Origin of the sequence: Mesorhizobium sp. 113-3-9, from assembly GCF_016756515.1 — a bacterium.
GTDB lineage: Bacteria > Pseudomonadota > Alphaproteobacteria > Rhizobiales > Rhizobiaceae > Mesorhizobium.
The window spans coordinates 1,342,079-1,368,305 of sequence record NZ_AP023246.1 but is presented as its reverse complement, the minus strand read 5'-3'; the positions used below and the strand labels follow the sequence as shown (position 1 = coordinate 1,368,305).

General features: G+C 63.6%; 23 protein-coding genes. 11 read left to right on the top strand and 12 right to left on the bottom strand.

Annotation, left to right across the window (positions count from 1 at the left end):
* Window positions 1–18: 18 nt before the first annotated feature.
* From atpA to MesoLj_RS06555, 4 genes are all read right to left on the bottom strand, one after another.
* Complete coding sequence (atpA, locus tag MesoLj_RS06570) at window positions 19–1,548, bottom strand: F0F1 ATP synthase subunit alpha (RefSeq protein ID WP_095204821.1); 1,530 nt, start codon at window positions 1,546–1,548, stop codon at window positions 19–21.
* Window positions 1,548–2,108 carry a F0F1 ATP synthase subunit delta gene (locus MesoLj_RS06565; RefSeq protein ID WP_202325488.1) on the bottom strand — a complete coding sequence of 187 codons (561 nt, stop codon included), beginning with the start codon at window positions 2,106–2,108 and terminating at the stop codon, window positions 1,548–1,550. Before MesoLj_RS06565 ends, atpA begins: the two co-directional genes overlap by 1 nt.
* A gap of 245 nt (window positions 2,109–2,353) precedes the next feature.
* Window positions 2,354–2,749 (bottom strand): AGROH133_08824 family phage infection protein, encoded by a 396-nt coding sequence (locus tag MesoLj_RS06560; protein WP_202325487.1) that lies wholly within the window; start codon window positions 2,747–2,749, stop codon window positions 2,354–2,356.
* 95 nt (window positions 2,750–2,844) lie between these two features.
* On the bottom strand, window positions 2,845–3,540 hold the full coding sequence (locus tag MesoLj_RS06555) for an aspartate/glutamate racemase family protein (RefSeq protein ID WP_202325486.1): 696 nt from the start codon (window positions 3,538–3,540) through the stop codon (window positions 2,845–2,847).
* A 69-nt stretch (window positions 3,541–3,609) separates the two neighbouring features.
* Here MesoLj_RS06555 and MesoLj_RS06550 point away from each other — a divergent pair, with 69 nt between their 5' ends.
* Complete coding sequence (locus MesoLj_RS06550) at window positions 3,610–3,852, top strand: type II toxin-antitoxin system Phd/YefM family antitoxin (protein WP_056575120.1); 243 nt, start codon at window positions 3,610–3,612, stop codon at window positions 3,850–3,852.
* Complete coding sequence (locus MesoLj_RS06545; protein WP_202325485.1) at window positions 3,849–4,304, top strand: type II toxin-antitoxin system VapC family toxin; 456 nt, start codon at window positions 3,849–3,851, stop codon at window positions 4,302–4,304. The genes MesoLj_RS06550 and MesoLj_RS06545 overlap by 4 nt, the downstream gene beginning before the upstream one ends.
* Before the next feature lie 11 nt (window positions 4,305–4,315).
* Here MesoLj_RS06545 and MesoLj_RS06540 read toward each other — a convergent pair whose 3' ends face one another.
* A complete protein-coding gene (locus MesoLj_RS06540; RefSeq protein ID WP_202325484.1) occupies window positions 4,316–6,499 on the bottom strand; it encodes a primosomal protein N' in 2,184 nt (727 codons plus the stop codon).
* A gap of 90 nt (window positions 6,500–6,589) precedes the next feature.
* On the opposite strand from MesoLj_RS06540, the gene fsa reads away from it, so the two are divergent.
* The gene (gene fsa / locus MesoLj_RS06535; RefSeq protein WP_056575113.1) at window positions 6,590–7,246 is read left to right on the top strand and encodes a fructose-6-phosphate aldolase; all 657 of its coding nucleotides are present in this window, start codon (window positions 6,590–6,592) and stop codon (window positions 7,244–7,246) included.
* 78 nt (window positions 7,247–7,324) lie between these two features.
* Here the strand turns inward: fsa and MesoLj_RS06530 are convergent, their stop codons facing one another.
* From MesoLj_RS06530 to leuS, 3 genes are all read right to left on the bottom strand, one after another.
* Entirely contained in the window at window positions 7,325–9,898 is a 2,574-nt protein-coding gene (locus MesoLj_RS06530; RefSeq protein ID WP_202325483.1) for a DNA translocase FtsK, read from the bottom strand.
* Between the two features lie 265 nt (window positions 9,899–10,163).
* Window positions 10,164–10,742 carry an LPS assembly lipoprotein LptE gene (lptE, locus tag MesoLj_RS06525; protein WP_140776673.1) on the bottom strand — a complete coding sequence of 193 codons (579 nt, stop codon included), beginning with the start codon at window positions 10,740–10,742 and terminating at the stop codon, window positions 10,164–10,166.
* Window positions 10,729–13,353 (bottom strand): leucine--tRNA ligase, encoded by a 2,625-nt coding sequence (gene leuS, locus MesoLj_RS06520; RefSeq protein ID WP_202325482.1) that lies wholly within the window; start codon window positions 13,351–13,353, stop codon window positions 10,729–10,731. Before leuS ends, lptE begins: the two co-directional genes overlap by 14 nt.
* A gap of 156 nt (window positions 13,354–13,509) precedes the next feature.
* Between leuS and MesoLj_RS06515 the strand changes: the two genes are divergently transcribed.
* The 4 genes from MesoLj_RS06515 (at window position 13,510) to MesoLj_RS06500 (ending at window position 16,107) form a co-directional block, all read left to right on the top strand.
* Window positions 13,510–14,172, top strand: coding sequence for a YggS family pyridoxal phosphate-dependent enzyme (locus MesoLj_RS06515; protein WP_202325481.1), 663 nt, complete (start codon window positions 13,510–13,512; stop codon window positions 14,170–14,172).
* 80 nt (window positions 14,173–14,252) lie between these two features.
* Window positions 14,253–14,507, top strand: a complete 255-nt coding sequence (locus tag MesoLj_RS06510) for a type II toxin-antitoxin system Phd/YefM family antitoxin (RefSeq protein ID WP_113192000.1) — start codon at window positions 14,253–14,255, stop codon at window positions 14,505–14,507.
* Window positions 14,507–14,908, top strand: a complete 402-nt coding sequence (locus MesoLj_RS06505) for a type II toxin-antitoxin system VapC family toxin (RefSeq protein ID WP_202325480.1) — start codon at window positions 14,507–14,509, stop codon at window positions 14,906–14,908. The genes MesoLj_RS06510 and MesoLj_RS06505 overlap by 1 nt, the downstream gene beginning before the upstream one ends.
* Window positions 14,909–15,057: 149 nt before the next feature.
* Window positions 15,058–16,107: an aldo/keto reductase gene (locus MesoLj_RS06500; RefSeq protein ID WP_202325479.1), complete on the top strand. Its 1,050-nt coding sequence runs from the start codon at window positions 15,058–15,060 to the stop codon at window positions 16,105–16,107.
* A gap of 47 nt (window positions 16,108–16,154) precedes the next feature.
* On the opposite strand, the gene MesoLj_RS06495 is transcribed toward MesoLj_RS06500, so the two are convergent.
* Complete coding sequence (locus MesoLj_RS06495) at window positions 16,155–17,063, bottom strand: LysR family transcriptional regulator (RefSeq protein WP_202325478.1); 909 nt, start codon at window positions 17,061–17,063, stop codon at window positions 16,155–16,157.
* Between the two features lie 139 nt (window positions 17,064–17,202).
* Here MesoLj_RS06495 and MesoLj_RS06490 point away from each other — a divergent pair, with 139 nt between their 5' ends.
* Together MesoLj_RS06490 and MesoLj_RS06485 are read left to right on the top strand one after the other, a co-directional pair.
* The gene (locus MesoLj_RS06490) at window positions 17,203–18,384 is read left to right on the top strand and encodes an MFS transporter (RefSeq protein WP_202325477.1); all 1,182 of its coding nucleotides are present in this window, start codon (window positions 17,203–17,205) and stop codon (window positions 18,382–18,384) included.
* A 56-nt stretch (window positions 18,385–18,440) separates the two neighbouring features.
* The gene (locus MesoLj_RS06485; protein ID WP_202325476.1) at window positions 18,441–19,475 is read left to right on the top strand and encodes an aldo/keto reductase; all 1,035 of its coding nucleotides are present in this window, start codon (window positions 18,441–18,443) and stop codon (window positions 19,473–19,475) included.
* 304 nt (window positions 19,476–19,779) lie between these two features.
* Here MesoLj_RS06485 and MesoLj_RS06480 read toward each other — a convergent pair whose 3' ends face one another.
* Window positions 19,780–20,052 (bottom strand): usg protein, encoded by a 273-nt coding sequence (locus MesoLj_RS06480; RefSeq protein ID WP_202325475.1) that lies wholly within the window; start codon window positions 20,050–20,052, stop codon window positions 19,780–19,782.
* Window positions 20,053–20,355: 303 nt separating this feature from the next.
* Between MesoLj_RS06480 and acs the strand changes: the two genes are divergently transcribed.
* Together acs and MesoLj_RS06470 are read left to right on the top strand one after the other, a co-directional pair.
* A complete protein-coding gene (gene acs / locus MesoLj_RS06475) occupies window positions 20,356–22,311 on the top strand; it encodes an acetate--CoA ligase (RefSeq protein WP_202325474.1) in 1,956 nt (651 codons plus the stop codon).
* Window positions 22,311–23,060, top strand: a complete 750-nt coding sequence (locus MesoLj_RS06470) for an MOSC domain-containing protein (RefSeq protein ID WP_202325473.1) — start codon at window positions 22,311–22,313, stop codon at window positions 23,058–23,060. Before acs ends, MesoLj_RS06470 begins: the two co-directional genes overlap by 1 nt.
* On the opposite strand, the gene MesoLj_RS06465 is transcribed toward MesoLj_RS06470, so the two are convergent.
* Together MesoLj_RS06465 and MesoLj_RS06460 are read right to left on the bottom strand one after the other, a co-directional pair.
* On the bottom strand, window positions 23,061–24,323 hold the full coding sequence (locus MesoLj_RS06465; RefSeq protein ID WP_202325472.1) for an SAM-dependent methyltransferase: 1,263 nt from the start codon (window positions 24,321–24,323) through the stop codon (window positions 23,061–23,063).
* 375 nt (window positions 24,324–24,698) lie between these two features.
* Window positions 24,699–26,177, bottom strand: coding sequence for a TadE/TadG family type IV pilus assembly protein (locus tag MesoLj_RS06460; protein ID WP_202325471.1), 1,479 nt, complete (start codon window positions 26,175–26,177; stop codon window positions 24,699–24,701).
* Window positions 26,178–26,227 lie beyond the last annotated feature (50 nt).

Below are 26,227 nucleotides of genomic sequence, written 5' to 3'. Positions count from 1 at the left end.
CCCGTCTTGTCGCTTCGCTCAGGCGAAGGTCTTGGCGAAAGCGTCGATCTCTGCCTTCAGCTTGGCGCGCAGATCGTCCGACAGCGCCTTTTCCTTGCGGATGGCGTCGAGAACGTCCTTGCCCGCCGCACGCATGTGGCTGAGCAGGCCATGCTCGAACTTGCCGACCTGGTTGACCGGCAGCTTGTCGAGATAGCCGTTGACACCGGCGAAGATCACCGCGACCTGCTCTTCCGTCTTCAGCGGCGAGAACTGCGGCTGCTTCAGAAGTTCGGTCAGGCGCGATCCGCGGTTGAGCAGACGCTGCGTGGCGGCATCGAGGTCCGAGCCGAACTGCGCGAAGGCCGCCATTTCGCGGTACTGCGCGAGCTCGCCCTTGATCGAGCCGGCAACCTGCTTCATCGCCTTGATCTGCGCGGCCGAGCCAACGCGGCTGACCGACAGACCGACGTTCACCGCAGGACGGATGCCCTGGAAGAACAGGTTGGTTTCGAGGAAGATCTGGCCGTCGGTGATCGAGATCACGTTGGTCGGGATATAGGCCGACACGTCGTTGGCCTGCGTCTCGATGACCGGCAGCGCGGTCAGCGAACCACCGCCCAGATCGTCATTGAGCTTGGCGGCGCGCTCGAGCAGGCGCGAGTGCAGGTAGAAGACGTCGCCCGGATAGGCTTCGCGGCCCGGCGGGCGGCGCAGGAGCAGCGACATCTGGCGATAGGCGACGGCCTGCTTCGACAAATCGTCGTAGCTGATCAGCGCATGCATGCCGTTGTCGCGGAAATATTCGCCCATCGTGGCGCCGGCGAACGGCGCCAGGAACTGCATCGGCGCCGGATCGGACGCGGTGGCGGCGACGATGATCGAATATTCGAGCGCGCCGCGCTCTTCCAGCACCTTGACGAACTGCGCGACGGTCGAGCGCTTCTGGCCGACGGCGACGTAGACGCAGTAGAGCTTTTCCTTCTCGGGACCGTTGTCGTGCACCGACTTCTGGTTGAGCATCGTGTCGAGAATGATGGCGGTCTTGCCGGTCTGGCGATCGCCGATGACGAGCTCGCGCTGGCCGCGGCCGACCGGGATCAGCGCGTCGATGGCCTTGAGGCCGGTCGACATCGGCTCGTTCACCGATTTGCGCGGAATGATGCCGGGCGCCTTGACGTCGACGCGCTTGCGTTCGATCGCCTTGATCGGGCCCTTGCCGTCGATCGGATTGCCGAGCGCGTCGACGACGCGGCCGAGCAGGCCCGGACCGACCGGAACGTCGACGATGGCGCCGGTCCGCTTGACGATGTCGCCTTCCTTGATGTCGCGGTCGGCGCCGAAGATGACGACGCCGACATTGTCGGCTTCGAGGTTGAGCGCCATGCCGCGGATGCCGCCGGGGAATTCGACCATTTCGCCGGCCTGGACGTTGTCGAGGCCGTAGACGCGGGCGATACCGTCACCGACGGACAGCACCTGTCCAACTTCGGAGACCTCGGCCTCCTTGCCGAAATTCTTGATCTGGTCTTTCAGAATTGCGGAAATTTCCGCGGCGCGGATGTCCATCAGCCGACCTCTTTCAGTGCAAGCTTGAGCGAATTGAGTTTGGTTTTGAGCGACGTATCGATCTGGCGCGAGCCCATCTTGACCACCAGCCCGCCGAGCAGCGACGGATCGACGGTGACGGAGATGGCCACATCCTTGCCGGCAACACCTTTCAGCGCCGCCTTGAGTTCAGTATGCTGGGCGGCCGTCAGCTCGTGAGCCGACGTCACTTCGGCAGCGGTCTCGCCACGGTGTTCGGCAGCGATCTGGCGGAACGCCTTGATCATGCCGGGCACCGCGAACAGCCGGCGGTTGCGGGCGACGACGCGCAGGAAATTGCCGGCGAGGCTGGTGATCCCGGCCTTGTCGGCGATCGCCGCGATCGCCTTCGCCTGGTCCTCGCTGGAGAACACCGGGCTGTTGATCAGCCGGGTCAGGTCGGCGCTGCCCGCGAGCATCGCCTCGAAACTGTTGAGGTCGGCCTCGACCTTGGCCACGGAATTTGCCTGCAGGGCGAGTTCGAACAGCGAACCCGCATAGCGTTCTGCGACACCTGAGATTGGCGATGACGATTGAGCCACGGACCGTCTTTTCTCTTGTCTGACAGGCCGCAGATTGTTGGCGCGAGCAAAAACTCTGGCTAAATCTTTGACCTTACTGCATTTTTTCAAGCACGGAGGCGCGGCTTCGCTATCCCCGGCCGAAAGTCGATTGCCGTCTAGCACAGGCATTTTAAGACCGCAATGCGTCGTTCCGCATGCTTTTCAGGCACTATTGTCGCATCCGGCGAAAGACTCGGGTCTCGCGCGCCGGAATACCCTTGGATTCAGGGCACAAAGCCGAAGGCAAAGGCAAGCGGCAACGCCGCCAGGACCAATTCCACCACAATGGAAACCCAATTGAAAGGTGTGTTGGCGCCGTCGGACATCATCGACAGCAGCCGGCCGAAGGCGGTGAACAGCCAGGAGAAGCCGAGCGCCATGTAAATCAGCGGCTGCGCCAGGAGGATACAGCACAGGCCGACGCCAAGATAAAAGCCCGACATCCTGCCGCGCCCCTCGGCGATCGCCGCCGCCTTCTCGGGCTTGGCCTGCAGGCGCAAGATGCGAAAAGCCAGGCCCGGCGCCAGGAAAAACAGAAGGCCGAGCAGCACGGTGAAGACGGCACTCGACCAAGCCAGCCATTCGCCCTGGCTCGTCGGCCATGGAAGCGCAAAATCCATTTTGTCCCCTCGAAATGCCTGTTTTGAAATTGCGGGCATTCTACCGGAGGAAAAACGCCGCGCCAGATGGCTCCGGGCACTTTAGGACAAGCGCATCAACCGAGAGCGAATTCCACGGCCGCCTCGGCATGGATGCGCGTCGTATCAAAGACGGGAATGTCGAAATCGCGCTGGCCGATCAGCATGGTGATCTCGGTGCAGCCCATGATCAGGCTGTCGGCGGCCTCTTCACGGCGCAGACGCTCGGCCTCTTCCATATAGGCAGCCTTCGAAGCGTCGCTGACAATGCCTTGGCAGAGCTCGTCATAGATGACGCGATGCACCATGTCGCGCCCCGCGGCATCGGGCACCACGGGTGACAGGCCGTATTTGTCGGCGAGCCTGCCCTTGTAGAAATCCTGCTCCATGGTGAACCGCGTCGCCAACAATGCCGGGCGCTGCATGCCGGCGCGCTTGATCGCCACGGCGGTAGCGTCGGCAATGTGGATCAGCGGAATGGATACGGACGCCTGCACCTGATCTGCCAGCTTGTGCATGGTGTTGGTACACAAAAGCAGGCCTTCCGCGCCGCCCGCCTCGAGCTTGCGCGCGGCTTCGGCCAGAAGCATGCCGGCACCATCCCAATCGCCATGATGCTGCCGCTCGGCGATCTCGGCGAAGTCGAACGACCAGAGCAGAAGGCTGGCCGAGTGCAACCCGCCAAGCCGCTCGCGTACGATCTCGTTGAGCAGGCGATAGTAGATGGCGGTCGATTCCCAGCTCATGCCGCCCAGAAGGCCAAGGGTTTTCATGGTGGGTTGTTCCTTTGCACGTGCAATTCCTATATTATGACTACATGAGACCACACAAGGAGGTTTGCCATGAAAACAATGCAGGTTCGGGAGGCCAAGGCAGGGTTCTCGGCGCTGGTCGAGGCTGCGGAGAGCGGCGAGCCCACCATTATCACAAAGCACGGCAAGCCGGCAGCGGCCGTCGTTTCGGTCGAGGACTTACGAAAGCTTTATCCAGCCAAGCGTCGAAACTTCGGAGAGTTTCTTCTGACCTATCCGGGAGGGATCGAGCTTGAAAGGAACGAGTCACCGTCGCGGGACATCGATCTTTGAGCGGCTATCTTCTCGACACGTCCATTTTGTCCGCGTTCGCGCCCGGCAGGCCGCCGCTTGCGAAAGAGGTCGCCAATTGGGTCGTAACGCAAGGTGAGAAGCAAACGCTCTTCATACCGGTAATTGCGATCACCGAAATCGAGAAAGGCATACGCAAGCTCGATCGTGCTGGCGCCAAGAACCGAGTGGATAGTCTCACTGTCTGGCTGAATGACACTATCGAAGGATTCGCAGATCAAATTCTAGGGGTCAATGCCGATATAGCGCGAAGAGCGGGCCGAATGGAGGAAGCGGCCTCTGCGAAAGGGAAGAATCCGGGCCTGGCTGACATACTGATCGCCGCTACGGCAGCAGTTAACGGACTTACCGTGATCACGGCAAACGTCAGGCATTTTGAAGCGCTTGACGTTTGGTGCTGGAATATATTGCAAGACCCGCCAGGCCTCGACTAGTCGATCCCATTTTACAAAAAGCTCTGCGGGTCGATGTCGACCTGCACCCGGACCGAACCGCGCTGTTTGGGCCCATTGGCCAGCATGGCGCGGATAAAGCCTTGCATGTCTGCGCGGCGTTCGCCCTGGATCAGCAGGCGAAAGCGATGGCGGCCGCCGAGCAACGACAGTGGCGCTTCGGCCGGGCCCAGCACGAACAGGTCCGACGCCTCCGGCGCGGCGCGGCGCAGCCCGCGTGCATGGCCCTCGGCTTCGGCCCGCGTCACCGCGCTGATGATAACGCCGGCCAGCCGGCCGAAGGGCGGCAAGGCCGCCCGCTCGCGCTCTGCGATCTCGCGCTCGTAAAAAGCCTCGGCGTCGCCGGAGACGATCGCCCGCATCACCGGATGATCCGGCTGGAAGGTCTGCAGCAGGCCGAGGCTCTTCTTGCCGGTGCGCCCGGCGCGGCCGGTCACCTGGCTGAGCAGCTGGAAGGTGCGCTCGGCGGCGCGCGGATCGCCATTGGCGAGACCGAGATCGGCGTCGACGACGCCGACCAGCGTCATGTTGGGGAAGTTGTGGCCCTTGGCGACGAGTTGCGTGCCTATGACGATATCGGCCTCGCCATCGGCGATCGCCTCCAGTTCCAGCCGCAGCCGCCGCACGCCGCCCATCAGGTCCGATGACAAGACGATGGTGCGCGCGTCGGGGAAATGCGTGACGACCTCCTCGGCGATGCGCTCGACGCCCGGCCCGCAGGCGACCAGATGGTCGAGCGTGCCGCATTCCGGGCAGGCTTCGGGGCGGCGCTCATTGTGCCCGCAATGATGGCAGACCAGTTGGCCGCGAAAACGATGCTCGACCAGCCACGCCGAGCAGACCGGGCAGCCGAAGCGGTGGCCGCAGACCCGGCACAGTGTCAGCGGCGCATAGCCGCGCCGGTTGAGGAACAGCAGCGACTGTTCCTTCCTCTCCAGCGTCCGGCGCATATGGTCGATCAGCACCGGCGACAGGAAGCCGCCGCGCGCCGGCGGCGCGCGCCGCATGTCGATCGACTTCAGCTGCGGCAGCGCCGCTTCGGCGAAGCGGGCGGAGAGTATGGCTCTGTTGTATTTGCCTTGGCTCGCATTGACCCGGCTCTCGACCGATGGCGTCGCCGATGCCAGCACGATCGGGAAGCCGCCAATATGGCCGCGCACCACGGCCATGTCGCGGGCGTTGTAGAAGACGCGGTCTTCCTGCTTGTAGGCCGGGTCGTGCTCCTCGTCGACCACGATCAGGCCAAGTTCCTTGAACGGCAGGAACAAAGCCGACCGGGCGCCGGCAACGACGCGTACCGTGCCTTCCGCCACTTGCCGCCAGACTTTTTCACGCATCCTGGGCGGCAGGTCGGAATGCCATTCGCCCGGCTTGGCGCCGAAGCGCTGCTGGAAGCGTTCCAGGAAAGCGTGAGTCAGCGCGATCTCCGGCAAAAGGATCAGCACCTGCTTGCCCTGGTCGAGCGCCGCCGCCACCGCCTCGAAATAAACCTCCGTCTTGCCCGAACCGGTGACGCCGTCGAGCAGCGCGACATTGAAGGTGCCGGCCGCGACATTGGCGCGCAGCATCGATGCTGCGTCGCTCTGGTCCGGCATCAGCTCCGGCACGGCATAGCTTGGGTCGGGAGCGGCCACCACAGGACGCGGCGGGATCATCACCGTCTCGAACACGCCTTGCGCCTTCAGCCCCTCGATCACCGTCGACGACACGCCGGCCGCATGCGCCAGGCCGGATCGCGTCCAGGCGAGCCCGCCTTCGGCAGTCTCCAGCACGCGCGCCCGCGCATCCGTCATCCGGTCGGGAACGAGGAGCGTTCGCTGTAGTCCCTCGATCCAGGGTTCCGGGTCGAAGGCCTCCGGCGCGCGCAGCAGCATGCGTGCCACCATGCCCGGCGCCGACAGCGTGTATTGCGCTACCCAGTCGACGAAGCGGCGCATGGCGCGGTCGATCGGCGGGCAGTCGAAAACCTGTTCGATCGGGCGCAGCTTTTTCGCGTCGATGTTCTCGACCGTGCCGTCCCAGACGATGCCGGCGACCTGGCGCGGTCCGAGCGGCACGCGCACGATCGACCCCGGCACCACGCGCATGCCGGCCGGCACGGCATAGGTGTAAGGGCGTTCGGCGGGCATCGGCACCAGCACCGGTGCGGCTGCGACAAAGGGCGAATCTTCGATCATGAGGCGTGACCTTGCCCCGACTTTGGTCTAGATCAAAGAGCAACGCTGAACGTGCCTTTCCAAGCACGACGAAATCGTCAGGAGACCGCCATGAAATTTTTTGTCGATACCGCCGACATCAAGGATATCCGTGAGCTCAACGATCTGGGGCTGCTCGACGGAGTCACCACCAACCCGTCGCTGATCCTGAAATCCGGCGGCAAGATCGCCGACGTCACCAAGCAGATCTGCGATATCGTCGAAGGTCCGGTTTCAGCAGAAGTGGTGGCGACCGAATACAAGAACATGATGGCGGAGGCCGAGGTGCTGGCCAAGATCGCGCCCAATGTCTGCATCAAGGTGCCGCTGACGCTGGACGGCCTGAAGGCCTGCAAGACGATCCGCACCCAGATGAACCGCATGGTCAACGTCACGCTGTGCTTCTCGGCCAACCAGGCGCTGCTCGCCGCCAAGGCCGGCGCCTCGTTCATCTCGCCCTTCGTCGGCCGCATCGACGACACCGGTTCGGACGGCATGGAGCTGATCCAGGAGATCCGGCAGATCTATGACAATTATGATTTCCAGACCGAGATCCTGACCGCATCGGTGCGCACGGTAAACCACGTCAAGCAGGCGGCCCTGATCGGCGCCGATGTCGTCACCGCGCCGCCGGCGACGCTGAAGGCGCTGGTCAACCATCCGCTGACCGACAAGGGCCTCGCCACCTTCCTCGCCGACTGGGCCAAGACCGGCCAGAAGATCGGCTGAGATCGCACCGCTTCCATGAAAAAAGGCCGGGCAACCGGCCTTTTTTGTTTTCGGGAGAACGGCGCCGAAGGCTGCCGATCACTCCGAGCCGTCGTCGTCGGGCGCGGCCGCCGGCGGGCGCCGCCCCATGGTGATCTCGCGCTTGCCGACGTGGTTCGGCGCGCCGACCAATCCCTCTTTCTCCATGCGTTCGACCAGGGAAGCGGCGCGGTTGTAACCGATGCCGAGCCGGCGCTGGATGTAGGACGTCGAACACTTCTTGTCGCGCAACACCACCTTGACCGCTTCGTCATAGCTGGAATCGCCGTCCTCGGCGGCGACCGATCCCTTGTCGAAGACCGCGCCCTGGTCGTCTTCGACCTCTTCCTCGTCCTCGTCGGCTGTCACGGTTTCCAGATATTCCGGGCGGCCCTGCGCCTTCAGGTGCGCCACGACATGCTCGACCTCCGCGTCCGACACAAACGGACCGTGCACGCGGGCGATGCGTCCGCCACCCATCATGTGCAGCATGTCGCCCTGGCCAAGCAGCTGCTCGGCGCCCTGCTCGCCCAAAATGGTGCGGCTGTCGATCTTGGACGTGACCTGGAAGGAGATGCGGGTCGGGAAATTGGCCTTGATCGTGCCGGTGATGACATCGACCGAGGGGCGTTGCGTCGCCATGATCAGGTGGATGCCGGCCGCGCGCGCCATCTGCGCCAGGCGCTGGATGGCGCCTTCGATCTCCTTGCCGGCGACCATCATCAGATCGGCCATCTCGTCGACGATGACGACGATGTAGGGCATCGGCGCAAGATCGATTTCCTGCTGCTCGAAGAGCGGCGCGCCGGTGCCCTTTTCGAAGCCGGCCTGCACCGTCATGACGACCGCCTCGCCCTTGTCGCGGGCCTGGGCGGCACGCTCATTGTAGCCGTCGATGTTGCGCACGCCGAGCCGCGCCATCTTGCGATAGCGGTCCTCCATCTCGCGCACCGCCCATTTGAGCGCGGTGACCGCCTTCTTGGGATCGGTGACGACGGGCGTCAGAAGATGCGGGATGCCGTCATAGACGGAGAGCTCGAGCATCTTGGGATCGACCATGATCAGCCGGCATTCTTCCGGCTTCAGCCGGTAGAGCAGCGACAGGATCATCGTGTTGATGGCAACCGATTTGCCCGAGCCGGTGGTGCCGGCAACGAGCAGATGCGGCATCTTCGCCAGCTCGGCGATGACGGGCTCGCCGCCGATCGTCTTGCCGAGGCAAAGCGCCAGCTTGCAGCTGGTCTTGCGGAAACCCTGCGATTCGATCAGCTCGCGGAAATAGACTGTCTCGCGCGTCTCGTTCGGCAGCTCGATGCCAATGACGTTGCGGCCGGGCACGACGGCGACGCGGGCCGAAATGGCCGACATGGAGCGGGCAATGTCGTCGGCAAGACCGATGACGCGGGACGATTTGACGCCCGGCGCCGGCTCGAACTCGTAGAGGGTCACGACCGGACCCGGGCGAACGTGGATGATCTCGCCCTTGACGCCGAAATCCTCCAGCACGCTTTCCAGGAGATCGGCATTCTGCTCGAGCCGCTCCTGCGACATGTAGAAGCCCTGCCCTTCCGGAGGCTGCTGCAGCAGCTCTTCGGAGGGAAGTTCATATGCCTCGCCTGTCGTGGCCGGCACGATCTTGCCGACCCTGGGCAGCGTCGCGGAGGCGCGCATGGCTGGAGCCTGCACGGTCTCCTCCGCGCTTTGCGCGACTTGGACCTGAACGGCGTTGCTCGTCGCGGCGGCGGGAACCGCGACCGCTGTCCGGGCATCCTGCGCCGCATTGCTTGTGGCTTCGTTCGAGTTGGCCGGACGGACATCCGGCAAGGTGGGTGGGGCCTGCAGGCCTGGAAGGCACTCGATGACCCGAAACAACGCTGTCGGGTCGGCCGTCGGCGTGGCACGAATATCTACCCGTGGTGGGACGACCGGCGCGACCGGCCGCGGAGCCGAGACCGCCCGTGGCGCCGGCAACGGGCTCTCGATCATGTAGGGAGCCATGAGTTCGAAGAAGACGTGATCCGACAGATAGGGCCAGCGTGCATTTCCGCGGCCTTGTGTTCTGACCTGTGACCCAACCTCGCGGGCAGACGCTGCCGGCGTGGATGCACGTACCGTTGCCGCCGTCCTGGAGCTCGCCGGCGCAACAGTCCGCGCCCTCTCGCCGGCATGCCCTGGCTGGGCGGATACAGGGGCAGGGGCAGGCTGCCTTTCATGCGTCACGGCCCTGTTGCCTGCGAGAGGCCGGGCGGCTTCCGGGACGGGGTTTCTCATTGGCGATGGCGAAGACGAGCCCGCCTGGAGTGCCGCAGCGGGATGGGCGATTGCCTGCTGTACTGGCGGCGTCAGTGGCTCACTTTCCTCGTCGGCAACCTGCTCGCGCCGCGTATTGTTTGTGCTGGCGTCATAGTCCGGCGTGCGCGTGAACCGCACATTGGGCGCCAGGAAGAAGTAATCCTGCCAGGCGGGGCTTTCGTTGCCACCAAGATTAAGGGGCGGCTGGGAATTGCCGGCCTTGGCTGCGCCGGTACGCTGGCTATCCGCCTTGTCGCTCCTGCCGCTGAAACGCTCTGCTCCGGGGTCATCGGGCGAGGTTGCCTTCAATGAATTGACCCGGGGAAAACGCTTGGATTCCATTCTCAAGACTCACTCTGAAACGTCTGCTGAGCAATAGGGAGCGAGTGGTTAACAGTTGCTTCCCGTCAGCGCAGCTAAAGCGACTGAAACGTATCTTTCGCGACGATATGGAGTGATCGGGATTCGATCGGCTGATCGCCATTCGGCGATCACCCGGTCATGCCCGCGTCGGGCTAAAAAGCGCGCTGGAAATAGGGCACCCGGCTGCTGCCGGGGGCCGACACGAAGATCGGGATGGCGTCTTCGTAAAAAACGAAGAGCGGCGTTAGCTGGCCGCCTTGCCGTGCCGGACCAGATCCTGGGCGATGGAAAGTTGCAGGGCCTCGGCCAGTTCGCGCGCGGCGCGATTTTCGGCGTCGATCTGCGCCCGATACGAGGCGAATTCCTGACGCGGCCTGTCGAAGGAGGAGGTGATCGCGCGCTTGCCGACCGTGATGACGACGCCGGTTTTCGCATCGGTCAGCGTATAGCTGGCGGTAAGCGTCACCGAGCCGGCGGTCGGCTCGTCCTGATCGGTTCCGACCTGCACGAGGGCGGAGGATTCAACGGCTTCGGTCACGCTGAGATCAAGTGAGTAAAGCGGCGATGCCGGTTCGCCGGCACCGCGCCCAAAGCCGAAGATCAGGTTGTTGCGTACCTGCTGGGCATAACGCGTCTTGACCGGCTTGATGGCGATCGATGCCAGTTCGGCATTGGCGCTCGAACCCGTCGTCAACGGCGCGCTGGAATAGAGCGGCCGCACCGTGCAGGCCGAAACCAGCGCGAGCGAGCCGACAAGGCCGGCAAGCGCCACACGGCGCAGCAACCGGCTCAGCTCTGTCTTTTCCCGATCAGGCAACGACATTGACGATCCTCTGCGGCACGATGATCACCTTGCGCGGAGCCTTACCTTCAAGTGCTTTCTGCACGAAGTCGAGAGCCAATACCGCTTTTTCGACCGCACCTTGGTCCGCGTCGCGGGCAATTGTCAAATCCCCCCGCTTCTTGCCGTTGACCTGCACCGGATAGGTGACTTCGTTGTCGACGACCAGCGCCGGATCGAAGACCGGCCACGGCCGTTCGGCGACCAGTTGGGTGCCGCCGAGCGTCTCCCAGCACTCTTCGGCCAGATGCGGCATCACCGGCGCGATCAGATGCACCAGGATCTCCACGGCCTGGCGGCAGGCGCCTTGCAGTGCCGGATCGGCCTTGCCTTCGGCCACCTCGTTGAGTGGTGTGGTCAGCACGTTGGCCAGTTCATAGATACGGGCGATGGCGCGGTTGAAGGCGAGCTTCTCGATGTCCTCGCCGACTGCCTTGAGGATCTTGTGCGCGGCTTTCGAGACCGCTCCCGCCTCGCCGGCGCCAGCCGCGGCAGGCTTGACCCCCGCCAGCGTCTCGGCCGCTGTCGACACCAAGCGCCAAATGCGCTGCATGAAGCGATGCGCGCCGGCGGCGCCATCGTCGGTCCATTCGACGTCACGCTCGGGCGGCGAATCCGATAGCATGAACCAGCGCGCCGTGTCGGCGCCGTAGCCGTCGGTGATGTCTTCCGGGCTCACCGTGTTCTTCTTCGACTTCGACATCTTCTCCAGCGGGCCAATGGTGACCGCCTCGCCGGTGGCGATGTCGATGGCGCGGCGCTTGCCGTCGACTTCCTCCAGCCGCACCTCGGTCGGTGCCAGCCAACGGCCATTCGATGCCGAACCGACCCGGTAGGTCTCGTGCACTACCATGCCTTGCGTGAACAGGCCCCTGAACGGCTCGGCCAGATCGACATGGCCGGTTTCGCGCATGGCGCGGGTGAAGAAGCGCGAATAGAGCAGGTGCAGGATCGCGTGCTCGATGCCGCCAATATACTGGTCGACCGGCAGCCATTCGTTCGCCGCCTTGGGATCGGTCGGCTCATGCGCCCAGGGCGCGGTGAAGCGGGCGAAATACCAGGACGAATCGACGAACGTATCCATCGTGTCGGTCTCGCGGCGCGCATCCTTGCCGCATTGCGGGCACTTCACGTGCCGCCAGGTCGGATGCCGGTCGAGCGGATTGCCCGGCCGGTCGAAATCGACGTCGTCGGGCAGCTTGACCGGCAGGTCGGCCTTGGGAACCGGCACCACGCCGCAATCCTCGCAATGGATCATCGGGATCGGGCAGCCCCAATAGCGCTGGCGCGAAATGCCCCAGTCGCGCAGGCGGAAATTGACCTTGCGCTCGGCCATCGGCCGGTTGCCGATCGTCTTCTGTTCCAGGAGCCTGGCCACTTCGTCAAAAGCCTGGGTCGGCTTCATCCCGTCGAGGAAGCGCGAATTGATCATCGCGCCGTCGTCGCCATAGGCCACGTCGATGATCTGGAAAGTCGCCTGATTCTCGCCTTCGGGCATCACCACCGGCACCACCGTCAGGCCGTATTTGTTGGCGAAATCGAGGTCGCGCTGGTCATGCGCCGGGCAGCCGAAGATGGCGCCGGTGCCGTATTCCATCAAAACGAAATTGGCCACGTAGACAGGCAGCGTCCAGCTGTCGTCGAAGGGATGGACGACGCGGATGCCGGTGTCGAACCCCTTCTTCTCCGCCGTCTCCAGCGCCGCCACCGAAGTGCCCATATGGCGGACCTCCTCGATGAACTTCGCCAGCGCCGGATTGGTCTCGGCGGCTTTCTTGGCCAGCGGGTGGTCGGCGGCGATGGCCATGAAGGAGGCGCCGAAAATAGTGTCGGGCCGCGTCGTGTAGACTTCCAGCTCATGCTCGCCGGCAATGTCCGAGGCGAGCGGCCAGCGGATCAGCAGACCTTCCGAACGGCCGATCCAGTTCTGCTGCATCAGCTTCACTTTTTCAGGCCATTCGTCGAGCCCGTCGAGCGAATCCAGCAGGTCCTGCGCGAAATCGGTGATCTTGAAGAACCACTGCGTCAGCTCGCGCTGTTCGACCAGCGCGCCGGAGCGCCAGCCGCGCCCGTCGATGACCTGCTCGTTGGCGAGCACGGTCATGTCCTCCGGGTCCCAATTGACCTTGGAGGATTTGCGCGTCACCAGTCCTTTCTCGACGAAATCCAGGAACAGCATCTGCTGGCGGTGATAGTAGTCGACGTCGCAGGTGGCGAATTCGCGCGCCCAGTCCAGCGACAGGCCCATGACCTTGAGCTGCTCGCGCATGGTGGCGATGTTCTGGTAGGTCCATTCCTTGGGATGGACCTTGTTCTGCATCGCCGCGTTCTCGGCCGGCATGCCGAAGGCGTCCCAGCCCATCGGATGCAGCACGTTGAACCCCTTGGCCCGCTTGTAGCGCGCCACCACGTCACCCATCGTGTAGTTGCGGGTATGGCCGATATGGATGCGCCCCGACGGATAGGGGAACATTTCCAGCACGTAGTATTTAGGCTTCGGGTCGTCATTGTGCGCTTCGAAAAGCTTCTTGGTGGCCCAGGCCTTCTGCCATTTGGGCTCTGACGCGCGCGGATTGTATCGTTCGGTTGCCATGGGACGTTTTTCACTTAAAAGCAGGCGCGAACCGCGGGCGATTGGCTCGGCGGTTCAGGGAATGTGGTCCGGGTGTTCACCATGGTTTGGCAAACCCGTCAACCATATGGGCATCGCGGCGGCTAAAAACGCGGGTCAAAACAGCGGGATTTGCATATGGGTGACACCGTTCAGCAGTTTTTCGCGGTCAAGGCGAAGATCGCCGCCGCCGAGCAGGAGGCCGCTCGCCAGGCCGGTGCCGTGACGCTGGTCGCGGTTTCCAAGACCTTTGACGTCGCCGACATCCAGCCGGTGATCGAGGCCGGCCAGCGGGTCTTCGGCGAGAATCGCGTCCAGGAAGCGCAAGGCAAATGGCCGGCCCTGAAGCTGGCATTCCCGGACATCGAACTGCACCTGATCGGTCCGCTGCAATCGAACAAGGCGAAAGAGGCGGTGGCGCTGTTCGACGTCATCGAGACGGTCGACCGCGAGAAGATCGCCGCCGAACTCGCCAGGGAGATGGCCCGGCAGGGCCGCGCGCCGAAACTCTATGTCCAGGTCAACACTGGCTCCGAGCCGCAGAAGGCCGGTATCGAACCGCGCGATGCCGTGGCCTTCGTAACCCGCTGCCGCGATGTCCACGGCCTCGCCATCGAAGGCCTGATGTGCATCCCCCCGGCAGACGAAAATCCCGGCCCGCATTTCGCGCTGCTGGAGAAGCTTGGGCGCGAGGCCGGAGTCGAAAGGCTATCCATGGGCATGTCCGGCGACTACGAAACGGCCATCGCCTTCGGCGCCACCAGCGTCAGGGTCGGCTCGGCGATTTTTGGTAGCCGTTAGCCCCCAAGCGCCAACACGGCATTCCTTGCCGCATCATCGGGCGAATGTTATATCTAGCCAAGCTAGCTAGGAGGCATTCAATGAACTGGCACCTTCAGGACGCAAAGAACAATTTCTCCAAGGTGGTTCAGCGTGCGCGCAGCGAGGGACCGCAGACGGTGACGTTGCGCGGCGAGCGCGCCGCAGTGGTGCTTTCCGCCGAGGATTACGACCGCCTGGCCGGAAAGAAGAAGTCGTTGGCCGAATATCTTTTGACTGGTCCGGTTTGGGACGATGATTTCGCCGAAGAGGTCAACCGCCGCTCGGAGACGATGATCCGGGACGTCGATCTCTGATGTATCTGCTCGACACCAACATCGTTTCGGATGTGCAGAGGCGACTACCCAAGCCAACCGAATGGCTGGCTTCGGTGGATCCGACCTCGGTCAGCCTCAGCGTCATCACACTTGGAGAGATCGAGCGTGGGATCATCAAGCTACGCAAGGTCGACTCCGAAAAGGCAACACGCCTCGATCTGTGGCTGCGGGAGCTTCGGCGCGACAATGCCGATCGTATTCTCGCCGTCACGGAAGATGTCGCGTTAACTTGGGGCCGCATCACCGCCGGCCGTACACGAGGCAGCGCCGATATCCTCATCGCGGCTACCGCTCTTGTCCATGATCTCATTCTTGTGACGCGCAATGTTGCCGACTTCGACGATACAGGCGTGACGGTGTTCAATCCCTGGGACGCCTAAGCCAGTTCGTTTTCGCCTCGTGGGCATCTCACCTCCGCTCATGCCTACAGCGTTGGGCCAATCCTGAAGCGTCATTACGCCAACACTGGAAACGAAACGTACCGTTCCTATTTGTTTTGCGTCATCACATTTCTCCTGGAGCCTTCGCCATGCGTTACAACCAGCTTGGAAATACGGGGATGTTCGTCTCCGAACTCTGTCTCGGCACGATGACCTTCGGCGCCGCAGGCCAGAATGCCCAATGGGGCCTGATCGCCAGCCTCGACCAGAAGGGCGTCAACGAGATCGTCGGCCGCTCGATCGCCGGCGGCGTCAACTTCTTCGACACGGCCGACGTCTATTCCTTCGGCGAATCCGAGCGCCTGCTCGGCCAGTCCCTGCGAGACCTCGGCATTCCCAGATCGAGCGTGGTGATCGCCACCAAGGTCCATGGCACCATGGGCAACGGACCGAACGATCGCGGCTCCTCGCGGGGTCACATCATGGATTCGGTCGATGCCAGCCTCGAACGGTTGCAGCTCGACCATATCGATCTCTATCAGCTGCACGGTACCGACGCGGTGACCCCGATCGACGAAACGCTGCGGGCGCTCGACGATCTCGTTGCCAGCGGCAAGGTCCGGTATGTCGGCGTTTCCAACTGGCAGGCCTGGCGCATCGCCAAGGCGCTCGGCATCGCCGACCGCAAGGGTTTTGCTCGTTTCGAGACCATACAGTCCTATTATTCGATCGCCGGTCGCGATCTCGAACGTGAGATCGTGCCGCTCATCAATGAGGAGAAACTCGGCTTGATGGTGTGGTCGCCCATGGCCGGCGGCCTGCTGTCGGGCAAATACGGCCCCGGTGCGCCCGGCAATGGCGAAGGCCGACGTGCGTCCTTCAACTTCCCGCCGGTCAACGAGGACCGTGCCTGGGCGGCCGTCGGCGTCATGCGCGAGATCGCCAAGAAGCACGATGTCAGCGTTGCCACGGTGGCGCTCGGCTATGTCCTGGCCAAGCCTTTCGTGATGAGCGTCATCATCGGCGCCAGCCGTATGGACCAGCTCGAACAGAACCTTGCCGCGGCTGAAGTGAAGCTCGACGCGGACGATCTCGCCAAGCTCGACGAAGTCAGCGCGCTGCCGTCCGAATATCCCGGCTGGATGTTGGAGCGGCAAGGCGCCGGCCGGCGCCCGGCGCCGTTCGTACCCAAGGCATAAGCAGCCGGCACAGACATTTCGGGAGCCGGCCGGCTCCCGAAAACCGTTCAGCCCAGCCGCACGCTCTCGGCCAGAAAATCGAGAAACGCCCTTACCCGTGCCGGCAGATGCCGGCCCTGGCCGACATAGACAGCGTGCGTCGCCTCCTCGTCGCCCGGGTTGAAATCCTCCAGCAGCGGCACCAGCCGCCCGGCGGCGATATCGGCCGCCACATGCCAGCGCGCCAGCCGGGAAATGCCTGCCCCGGCCAGCGTCATCAGCCGCATTGCCTCGCCGTCGCTGACCTGGGCGTTGCCGGTGATCGGGATCATGACGGCATTGCCCCGCGCGTCGAGGAACGGCCAGCCGTCAATGTGCCTGACGAAGCCAAAGCCCATCCGGTTGTGTGTGTCGAGATCGGCCGGCGTCAGCGGCGTGCCGTGCGGCTCCAGGTAGGAAGGGGCCGCAACGACGACCACCGGGCTCTGCCCGAGCTTGCGCGCCACCAGCCGTGACTCGCCAAGCGGCCCGGCCCGGATCGCCACATCGGCACGTTCGGCCATCAGGTCGATGACACTGTCGGTCAGCACCAGATCGACCGAGATTTCGGGGTAGCGTTCGAGGAAGCGCGGCAGCAGCGGGATCAGCCGGTGCACCCCGAACGGCACGTAGGTGTTGACGCGCAGCCGCCCGCGCGGCGCGGCGCCCGCGGCCGCCTCGCGCTCGGCCGCCGCCATGTCGGCGAGGATGCGCAGCCCGCTTTCATAGAATGCCGCCCCTTCCGGCGTCAGCAGCAGCTTGCGCGTCGAGCGGCTGACCAGCCGCGCGCCGAGCCGGGCTTCCAGCCGCGCGATCAGCTTGCTGACGGCCGACGGCGTCATGCGCAACGCGCGCGCCGCGGCGGAAAAGCTGCCCGCCTCCACGACGCGCACGAAGACTTCGATCTCGCCGGAACGGTTTATGTCGGGTCTGGCCATCTGTGAATCTATTTCACAGAAAATATGCCTTGATCAAGTCTGGTTCACAGCACGCGGCAACACGATCTTCCCGGTCGGGGCGCGGATTGGCCAAAGGCGCTCATCGCCTTAACGGCCGTCTTTCAAAGTGGGAACCGCCATGCCTCTTGCTCTCTACGCCCTCGCCGCCGGTGCCTTCGGCATCGGCGTCACCGAATTCGTCATCATGGGCCTGCTGCTCGACGTCAGCAAGGATCTCGGCGTCTCGATCTCGGCCGCCGGGCAGCTCATTTCGGGCTATGCGCTCGGCGTCGTCATCGGCGCGCCGCTGCTCACCATCGCCACCGGCAATTGGCCGCGCAAGACCGTGCTTCTGGCGCTGATGGCGATCTTCACGCTGGGCAATCTCGCCTGTGCGCTGGCGCCCGACTATTGGACCCTGATGGGGGCACGGGTCATCACTGCCTTTGCCCACGGCACCTTCTTCGGCGTCGGCTCGGTGGTCGCCACCGGCCTGGTCGCGCCCAACAGGAAGGCCTCGGCGATCGCGCTGATGTTCACCGGGCTCACCATCGCCAACATCCTTGGCGTGCCTTTCGGCACCTGGCTTGGCCAGGCCTTCGGCTGGCGTGCGACCTTCTGGGCGGTCACCGCGGTCGGCCTGGCGGCCTTCGCCGTCATCCTGGCCCTGGTGCCGCGCAGCCAGGCCGCGCCCGAGAAGAGCGACCTGCGCGCCGATCTCGCCGTGCTGCGCCGCACGCCGGTCCTGCTCGGGCTTGCCACCACCGTGCTCGGCTATGCCGGCGTCTTCGCCGTCTTCACCTACATCGCGCCGCTGTTGACGCAGATCAGCGGCTTCAAGGAAGCCGCCGTGTCGCCGATCCTGCTCGTCTTCGGCGGCGGCCTCATCGCCGGCAACCTGGTCGGCGGCAAGGTCGCCGACCGCTGGCTGGTGCCGGCGGTGCTGGGCAGTCTCGTCGTACTGGCCCTTGTGCTCACGACCATGAGCTTCGCCATCCACAGCCAGGTCATGGCCGTCATCTATGTCGGCCTGCTTGGCGCAGCCGCCTTCGCCACGGTAGCGCCGTTGCAGATGTGGGTTCTGGAAAAGGCGCAAGGCGCCGGCCAGAGCCTCGCCTCGTCCTTCAACATCGCCGCCTTCAATCTCGGCAATGCCGCCGGCGCCTGGCTTGGCGGCGCGGTCATCGCCCATGGCCTCGGACTGGATTCGCTCACCTGGGTCGCCGCCTTGCTGCCGGTCGCGGCACTCGCCGTGGCTGGGCTGGCCCTGCGCCTCGATCGCGCCAACGCGCTCGGCGGGCCTGTCTCCGTCCGGTCCTGACGCTCGTCGGCGGACCGGATTGCCTTTCCTTCTTTCCAAACCACCAGGAGCAGAAAATGGATTATCGACGTCTCGGCGCATCGGGCCTGAAAGTGCCCGCACTCTCATTTGGCGCTGGAACCTTCGGCGGCTCCGGCCCGCTGTTCGGTGCCTGGGGCAACAGCGACGCCAGGGAAGCGCGGCGGCTGGTCGACATCTGCCTGGAGGCCGGCGTCAATCTGTTCGACACGGCGGATGTCTATTCGAACGGCGCCTCGGAACAGGTGCTGGGCGAAGCGATCAAGGGCCGCCGCGACGCCGTGCTGATCTCGACCAAGACCTCACTGCCGGTGGGCGATGGGCCGGCCGATTACGGCTCGTCGCGTTCGCGGCTGATCAAGGCCACGGACGCCGCGCTGAAGCGCCTCGGCACCGACTACATCGACCTGTTGCAGCTGCATGCCTTCGATGCCGGCACGCCGATCGAGGAGGTGCTGTCGACGCTCGACGAACTCGTGCGCGCCGGCAAGCTGCGCTATGTCGGCGTCTCCAACTTCTCCGGCTGGCAAGTGATGAAGTCGCTGGCTGAGGCCGACAAGCACGGCTATCCCCGCTACGCCGCACATCAGGTCTACTACTCACTGGTCGGCCGCGACTATGAGTGGGAACTGATGCCGCTTGGCCTCGACCAGGGCGTCGGCGCGCTGGTCTGGAGCCCGCTCGGCTGGGGCCGGCTGACCGGCAAGATCCGCCGTGGCCAGAAGCTGCCTGAAAAAAGCCGGCTGCATGACACGGCCGATTTCGGTCCGCCGGTCGAGGACGAACATCTCTACCGGGTGATGGATGCGCTGGACGCGGTGGCGCAGGAAACCGGCAAGACCGTACCGCAGATCGCCATCAACTGGCTGCTCCAGCGCCCGACCGTGTCGTCGGTGATCATCGGCGCCCGCAACGAGGAGCAACTGCGCCAGAACCTTGGAGCGGTCGGCTGGTCGCTGACGCCGGAGCAGGTGAAAAAACTCGACGCGGCAAGTGAAGTCACCGCGCCCTATCCGTATTTTCCGTACCGCCGCCAGGAAGCCTTCGCCCGGCTGAACCCGCCGGCGGTGTGATTAAGTCGCGATCCTGCAGTCTGGGACCGCCATAGACATTGGGGAGTAGCCGAAGCCCCTCAACTTCGTCATCCACGGGCGGAGCAGCCGCGAAGCGGCGTCGCGAAGACCCGAGGATCCATTCCGTGACCTTGGCCGTAGAGTGCAGCGGAGCATTATTCTGCACTGTTGTGGCACTCGGAAGTCCCGGCATGGATCCTCGGGTCTGCGCCGCGTCGCTACGCTCCTTGCTCCGCCCGTGGATGACGAAGCGACGCGCGTTTGCGCCACCACTAATGGTCGATAAAATGCCTGGCTACTGCGTTCAGTGCAGCACGAACTCCCCATCCACCTTGCGCCACTCATTCGGCGCGATCAGTTTCTGGTGCGTGTAGACGACCGAATGCAGCGGCCCGTCGAGCTTTGCCCTCCAGAATTCGATGAAGCGGATCAATACCGGAAACTTCGGCGCCAGGTCGTAGTCCTGCCAGATGAAGCTCTGCAGCAGATGCGGATGGTCGGGAAAGTGATAGAGAATCTTGGCCGTGGTCAGGCCATAGCCTTTGAGCATCAGGTCCATTTCGGCATGGTCGCGCATGGCGGTCCCCAGGTTGAGTCTCCTTTCCTCCCAACGTCAGATTGTGCGCGCCGTTGCTTAACTGTCTATTGATTTTTCCTGATCGAAACAGGCTTTTCGACGCGAAAACATATAGTTAGCAGCGAACCGGCTCGAGTGCTGACAGCACCTACGACGCTCCCTGCGGCATCCCGCCGCGCGAATCCAACGTCTAATATTGCCGTTACGGCGGAACTGGTAATAATGCCGCCGAATTCGCGGCTGCGTCGCCGCGATCCCGCCGGCGTTTCAAGCCGGCGGATTGGTTCGGGAGGAAAATCAGGAATGTCCGAGGTTCATGTCCATCGCGTCCAGCCGGCGTGGAAGAAGAATGCGCTGATCGACAATGACACCTACCTGAGATGGTACGCCGACAGCATCAAGAACCCGGACAAATTCTGGGGCAAGCACGGCAAGCGCATCGACTGGTTCAAGCCCTTCAGCAAGGTCAAGAACACCTCCTTCGACGGCAAGGTCTCGATCAAGTGGTTCGAGGACGGGCTGACCAACGTCTCGTACAATTGCATCGACCGCCACCTGAAGAAGCGCGGCGACCAGACCGCCATCATCTGGGAAGGCGACAACCCCTACGACGACAGGAAGATCACCTACAACGAGCTTTACGAACATGTCTGCCGGCTCGCCAATGTGATGAAGAAGCACGGCGTCAAGAAAGGCGACCGCGTCACCATCTACATGCCGATGATCCCGGAAGCCGCCTATGCGATGCTGGCCTGCACGCGCATCGGCGCCATCCATTCGATCGTCTTCGGCGGCTTCTCGCCGGATGCGCTGGCCGGCCGCATCGTCGACTGCGAATCGACCTTCGTCATCACCGCCGACGAGGGCTTGCGCGGCGGCAAGCCGATCCCGCTGAAGGAGAACACCGACAAGGCGATCGACATTGCCGCCAGGCACCATGTGATGGTGAAGAACGTTGTCGTCGTGCGCCGCACCGGCGGCAAGATCGGCTGGGCGCCTGGCCGTGATGTCTGGTACCACGACGAAGTCGCGTCGGTGAAGGCCGAGTGCAAGCCCGAGAAGATGAAGGCGGAGGATCCGCTGTTCATCCTCTACACGTCGGGCTCGACCGGAAAACCGAAGGGCGTGCTGCACACCACCGCCGGCTATCTCGTCTACGTGTCGATGACGCACCAGTATGTCTTCGACTACCATGATGGCGACATCTACTGGTGCACCGCCGATGTCGGCTGGGTCACCGGCCACAGCTATATCGTCTATGGCCCGCTCGCCAACGGCGCCACCACGCTGATGTTCGAAGGCGTGCCCAACTACCCGTCGCAGTCGCGCTTCTGGGAAGTCATCGACAAGCACAAGGTCAACATCTTCTACACCGCGCCGACGGCGCTGCGTGCGCTGATGGGGGCCGGCAACGACCCGGTGAAGAAGACCTCGCGCAAGTCGCTGCGCGTACTCGGTTCGGTCGGCGAGCCGATCAATCCGGAAGCCTGGGAATGGTATTTCAACGTCGTCGGCAATGCCAAGGTGCCGATCGTCGACACCTGGTGGCAGACCGAGACCGGCGGCATCCTGATCACTCCGCTGCCCGGCGCCACCGACCTCAAGCCAGGCTCGGCGACAAGGCCCTTCTTCGGCGTCAAGCCGCAGCTGGTCGACGGCGAAGGCAAGGTGCTGGAAGGAGCCGCGGACGGCAATCTCTGCATCACCGATTCCTGGCCGGGCCAGATGCGTACCGTCTATGGCGATCACGACCGCTTCGTGCAGACCTATTTCTCGACCTACAAGGGCAAGTACTTCACCGGCGACGGCTGCCGCCGCGACGCCGATGGCTACTACTGGATCACCGGCCGCGTCGACGACGTCATCAACGTTTCCGGCCACCGCATGGGCACGGCCGAAGTCGAATCGGCGCTGGTCAGCCATGAGAAGGTCTCCGAGGCCGCCGTCGTCGGCTACCCGCACGACATCAAGGGCCAGGGCATCTACAGCTACGTTACCTTGATGAAAGGGGAAGAGCCGACCGAGGACCTGCGCAAGGAACTTATCGCCCATGTCCGCAAGGAGATCGGCGCCATAGCCTCGCCCGACAAGATCCAGTTCGCGCCGGGCCTGCCCAAGACCCGATCCGGCAAGATCATGCGCCGTATCCTGCGCAAGATCGCCGAGGACGACTTTGCCGCGCTTGGCGACACCTCGACGCTGGCCGATCCGGCGGTCGTCGACGACCTCGTCGCCAACCGGCAGAACAAGAAGGGCTGATGCGGGAAGACGCGGCATTGGGCTCTGTCAGCCAACTCTGGCGCTATCCGGCCAGTTCGCTCGCCGGCGAGCGCCGGGACGCCATCCTGGTCGGGCCAGCGGGCATGGCGGGCGACCGCATGTTCGGCCTCGTCGACACCTCGGACAACGAGATTGCCCGGCCCGACCGCGAGGCGAAATGGCACAAGGTGCCGCGCATCCGCACCCGGCTGGCCAATGATCGCGACCTGGAGGTCGCCGTCCCTGGCGGCGACTGGCTGGCCGCGCCAGGCGCCGAATGCGACCGCGCCGTATCGGCCTATCTCGGCTTCGCCGCCTCGATCCGGCCGTTCGGCCGGGAGAATGCACCACCCGCCTATGCCGGTCCGGTCACCCAGGCGCGCTATACCAAGGCGCCGATCCACCTCTTGACCACGGCTTCGCTTGCGCGGCTGAAGGCGCTGCACCCGGATGGGGCGGCCGACCCGCGCCGCTTCCGCCCCAACATCGTCGTCGACATGGCGGCGATGGAAGGCTCGTTTCCCGAAACGGAATGGATCGGCCGCAAGCTCGCGATCGGCGACCTGCTCCTGACGATTTCCGAACCATGCCGCCGCTGCGGCTTCACCATCATCGCCCAGGACGGCTTCGACAACGATCCGGCGATCCTGCGCAACCTGGTCCGCCACAATGCCCACAATCTCGGCGTCTACTGCACGGTGGACCGGCCGGCCGATATCAAGGTCGGCGACGCGATGCGGTTCCTGTAACTACCGATACAGATCCGCTCGCGTCGGCGGCAGGCCGCTCGGCCCCCGCGCGCGCTTGGTGACGACAGTCTGGAAGATCTGCGCCGAGCCGCGATCGAAAGTGATCGAACAGCCGGTCAGGTAAAGCAGCCATAGCCGCGCCTTGGGCTCGCCGACCTCGGCGATCGCTTCGTCGAAACGGGCATGCAGGCGCTCCGCCCACAGCCTGCAGGTGCGGGCATAGTGCTCGCGCAGATTCTCGACATCGGCGATGAGGAAACCATGCGCCTCGAGATTGCCTGTTGTCATGCCGATCGTGTCGACCTCGCCGCCGGGGAAGATGTATTTGATCAGCGCCTTGTATTCCGCACCCTTGCGCAGCGTCTTCCGCGTGCCGCCCTTGCCGCGGCGTGTGATGGCGTGGTGCAGGTAGATGCCGCCCGGCTTCAGCAGCCGGTGGACGGTCGAGAAATAAGTGGCGTGGTTGGCGAGACCGACGGCCTCGAACATGCCGATCGACGAGATCTTGTCATAGCTGCCGTCGAGTTCGGTGTAGGACTTGATGTCGATGGTGATCTTGTCCTCCAGCCCTTCGGCGCGGATGCGTTCGCGCGCCAGCCGGCTCTGTTCCTCGGACAGTGAGACACCATGGCCGATGGCGCCATAGTGCTTGGCTGCATGGATCAGCATCGCACCCCAGCCGCATCCGATGTCGAGCAGACGGTCGCCCGGCTTCAGCCGGAGCTTGCGGCAGATATGGTCGAGCTTGTCCTTCTGAGCCTGGTCGATCCCATTGGCGAAATCGGTGAAATAAGCGCAGGTGTAGACCATGCGCTCGTCGAGGAAGAGCCGGTAGAAGGCGTTCGAAATATCGTAGTGATGTTCGATCGCCTGCTTGTTGGAACCGCTGACGAAGGGATTGCGGCCGGCCAGGTCGGCCCGTCTCGTCATTTGTCGTCGCGAGAACAGGACTGCCGGCAGGTCGCGCAGGATCGCCAGCTTCGGCAATGCCTTCAACCTCAGCTTTCCTTGTGACGGCAAGGCATAGAGATCGAACAGCGACCCGCCCTCGACGTCGATCGTCCGGGAAATCCACATCTCCAGCAGCGTCGAGAAATTTGGCCGGCGGGCCAACTGCCAGACAATATCCTGATCGTTGATGGCAAGCACCGGTCCCCCGGCGGGACCGATCCGTTCCCCGGTCCATAGCCGGACGGCAAAGCCCGGCTTCAGGGCCTCGATTACCGTTCGAACGATGCGCGCGGCTCTTTCGGTGGCGTCCATGCTCGTTCCCCCAACGGCCCGATTGCGCAATCTTGTCTGTTTGGGACGTGGATCGCAAGCCGAAGCACGCGGATCTGCCCTGGGCGGGATTTTCCGGCAGACGCCTTTTTCAGCATGGCACCTTGTCATTTGCTGCAACGCACCCCATCATGAGCATGTGTTCAACAAATCGAAAGGAGGTGATCCGATGTCGAGTGATTTCGTTTTCCAGAACGTGGCCTCAGCGGATTGCACTTTCGGGAAGCAGTCTTCCCGTTAAGGCGCGAGATGCGCGGCAGGTAACCCGAAGGGGTTGCCGCCACAGGCCGCGCCATGGACGGAAACACGGAAGGCCGCCGGCTTCGAAAGAAGCGGCGGCCTTTTCCTTTTTGCGGATTACTGGGTCAGTGCGACCTTTTCGGTGTTGCGGATGATTTCCTGGAAGGCGGCGTCCAATTCCACTCCGGTGGACACCTCGAAATAATGCCTGTCAGCGGCGGAAGCGTCCTTCGACGAACAGCCCTTCAGCACCGCCTTTGCCTGGTCCCGCTCGGTTGGCGACATGTCCTTGTCGTTCAGATCGAAGCCGATGGTGAAAATCTCGATGCCATCATTTTTCATGTTGCCGCAGAGGGCTTCGGCGTTACCGCGGGCAAGGTTGCCCTGGCCGTTGTAGCTTCCCCCGGCTCCGGCGAAGGCGGTATTGAACTGGCCATCGGTCATCAGGATCGCGACCTTGGCAATCTTCTTCGCATTGGTATCCGAGGCGCCGTTGCCGAGACCGGCATTCTTGATCGCAGCCCGCCATTGTGGCGACAGCATATAGTAGGTCCACTGGATGGCGATCGCGCCGGCCGTGTAACCATCGGCCCGGAAGGCGCCGATCGAATCAAGCAATGCGCCGGAATCAGCCGTCAGCGGGATCACTTCCGCGTCGGGGCATCTGTTCATGCTCCCGCCACCCAGATGATCATCCCGGTTGACCAGCGCATAGTAGTTCTTGCCGGTCTTGTCGGTGCGAACCGTGTCCGGGCCATCGGCACTCAAATCCGCATTGCCGTTCTTGTCCTTCCTCTCCGTCGCGCAATTGTCGGTCCTTGGCATTGCCGCGCCAACAATGGATTTGTAGTCGCCGAAGGCCGGCAACGTCGTCTTGCCCGTCTTTGCGACGAGAAGCGAACTGCCGGCGACCGGCGGCAGATCAGAGCTCGCCTGCTTCTCGGCGTAGACGTTTTCCGCCAGCTTGCCGACGTTCACGCCGGATGCGTAAGGCACAATCGCGACGCGGATGCGGGGGTTCTTCGAGTCCTGGTTCTGGAGCATCGTCTGGACGGCGTTTCTCGCCGCTGCTTTCAGATCGCCGATCTTGTCGACGTTGCCTCGTTTCGCCATCGATCCCGTGATGTCGAGCATCATGGCGACCTCGACCTGCTTGTCCGAATAGAGTGCTGTGGTGGAAGCGACGACGCGCCGCATGTCACTGATGCCGAACAACGGAAAATAGAGGCTGACATCGACATGCACATCCGCCTGCACGGTTCTGGCCGTCGGGTTGACGGTGAGCCTGTCCAGCACGACCTGGTCGGCCTTCAGGATGCCGGCCGTGCTGTTGGCGTCAAGAAAGGCTTGCACTGCCTTGTCGGCGTCGGCTTCCTTGATGGCGCCGGTCGTCAGGTCGCGCGCCGTCGACGTCACCGCGGCGTCGACCACGCCCTGCAGGCTCGATCTGGCATTGTAGAGCTGCGCGACGTTGACCGAGAAGCCGGCGGCCAGCGCGAGGACCGAGGCAGCAAAGCCGAACAGGACCGTGAAATTTCCACCCCTATGTCTGGCGAACCCGCCGACCGCGTGGACAAGACCCCCGTAATTTCGCATCCAACAACCTCCGCATGCCTCGGCCTCGTCGCCGCGATGAGGGCAATGCA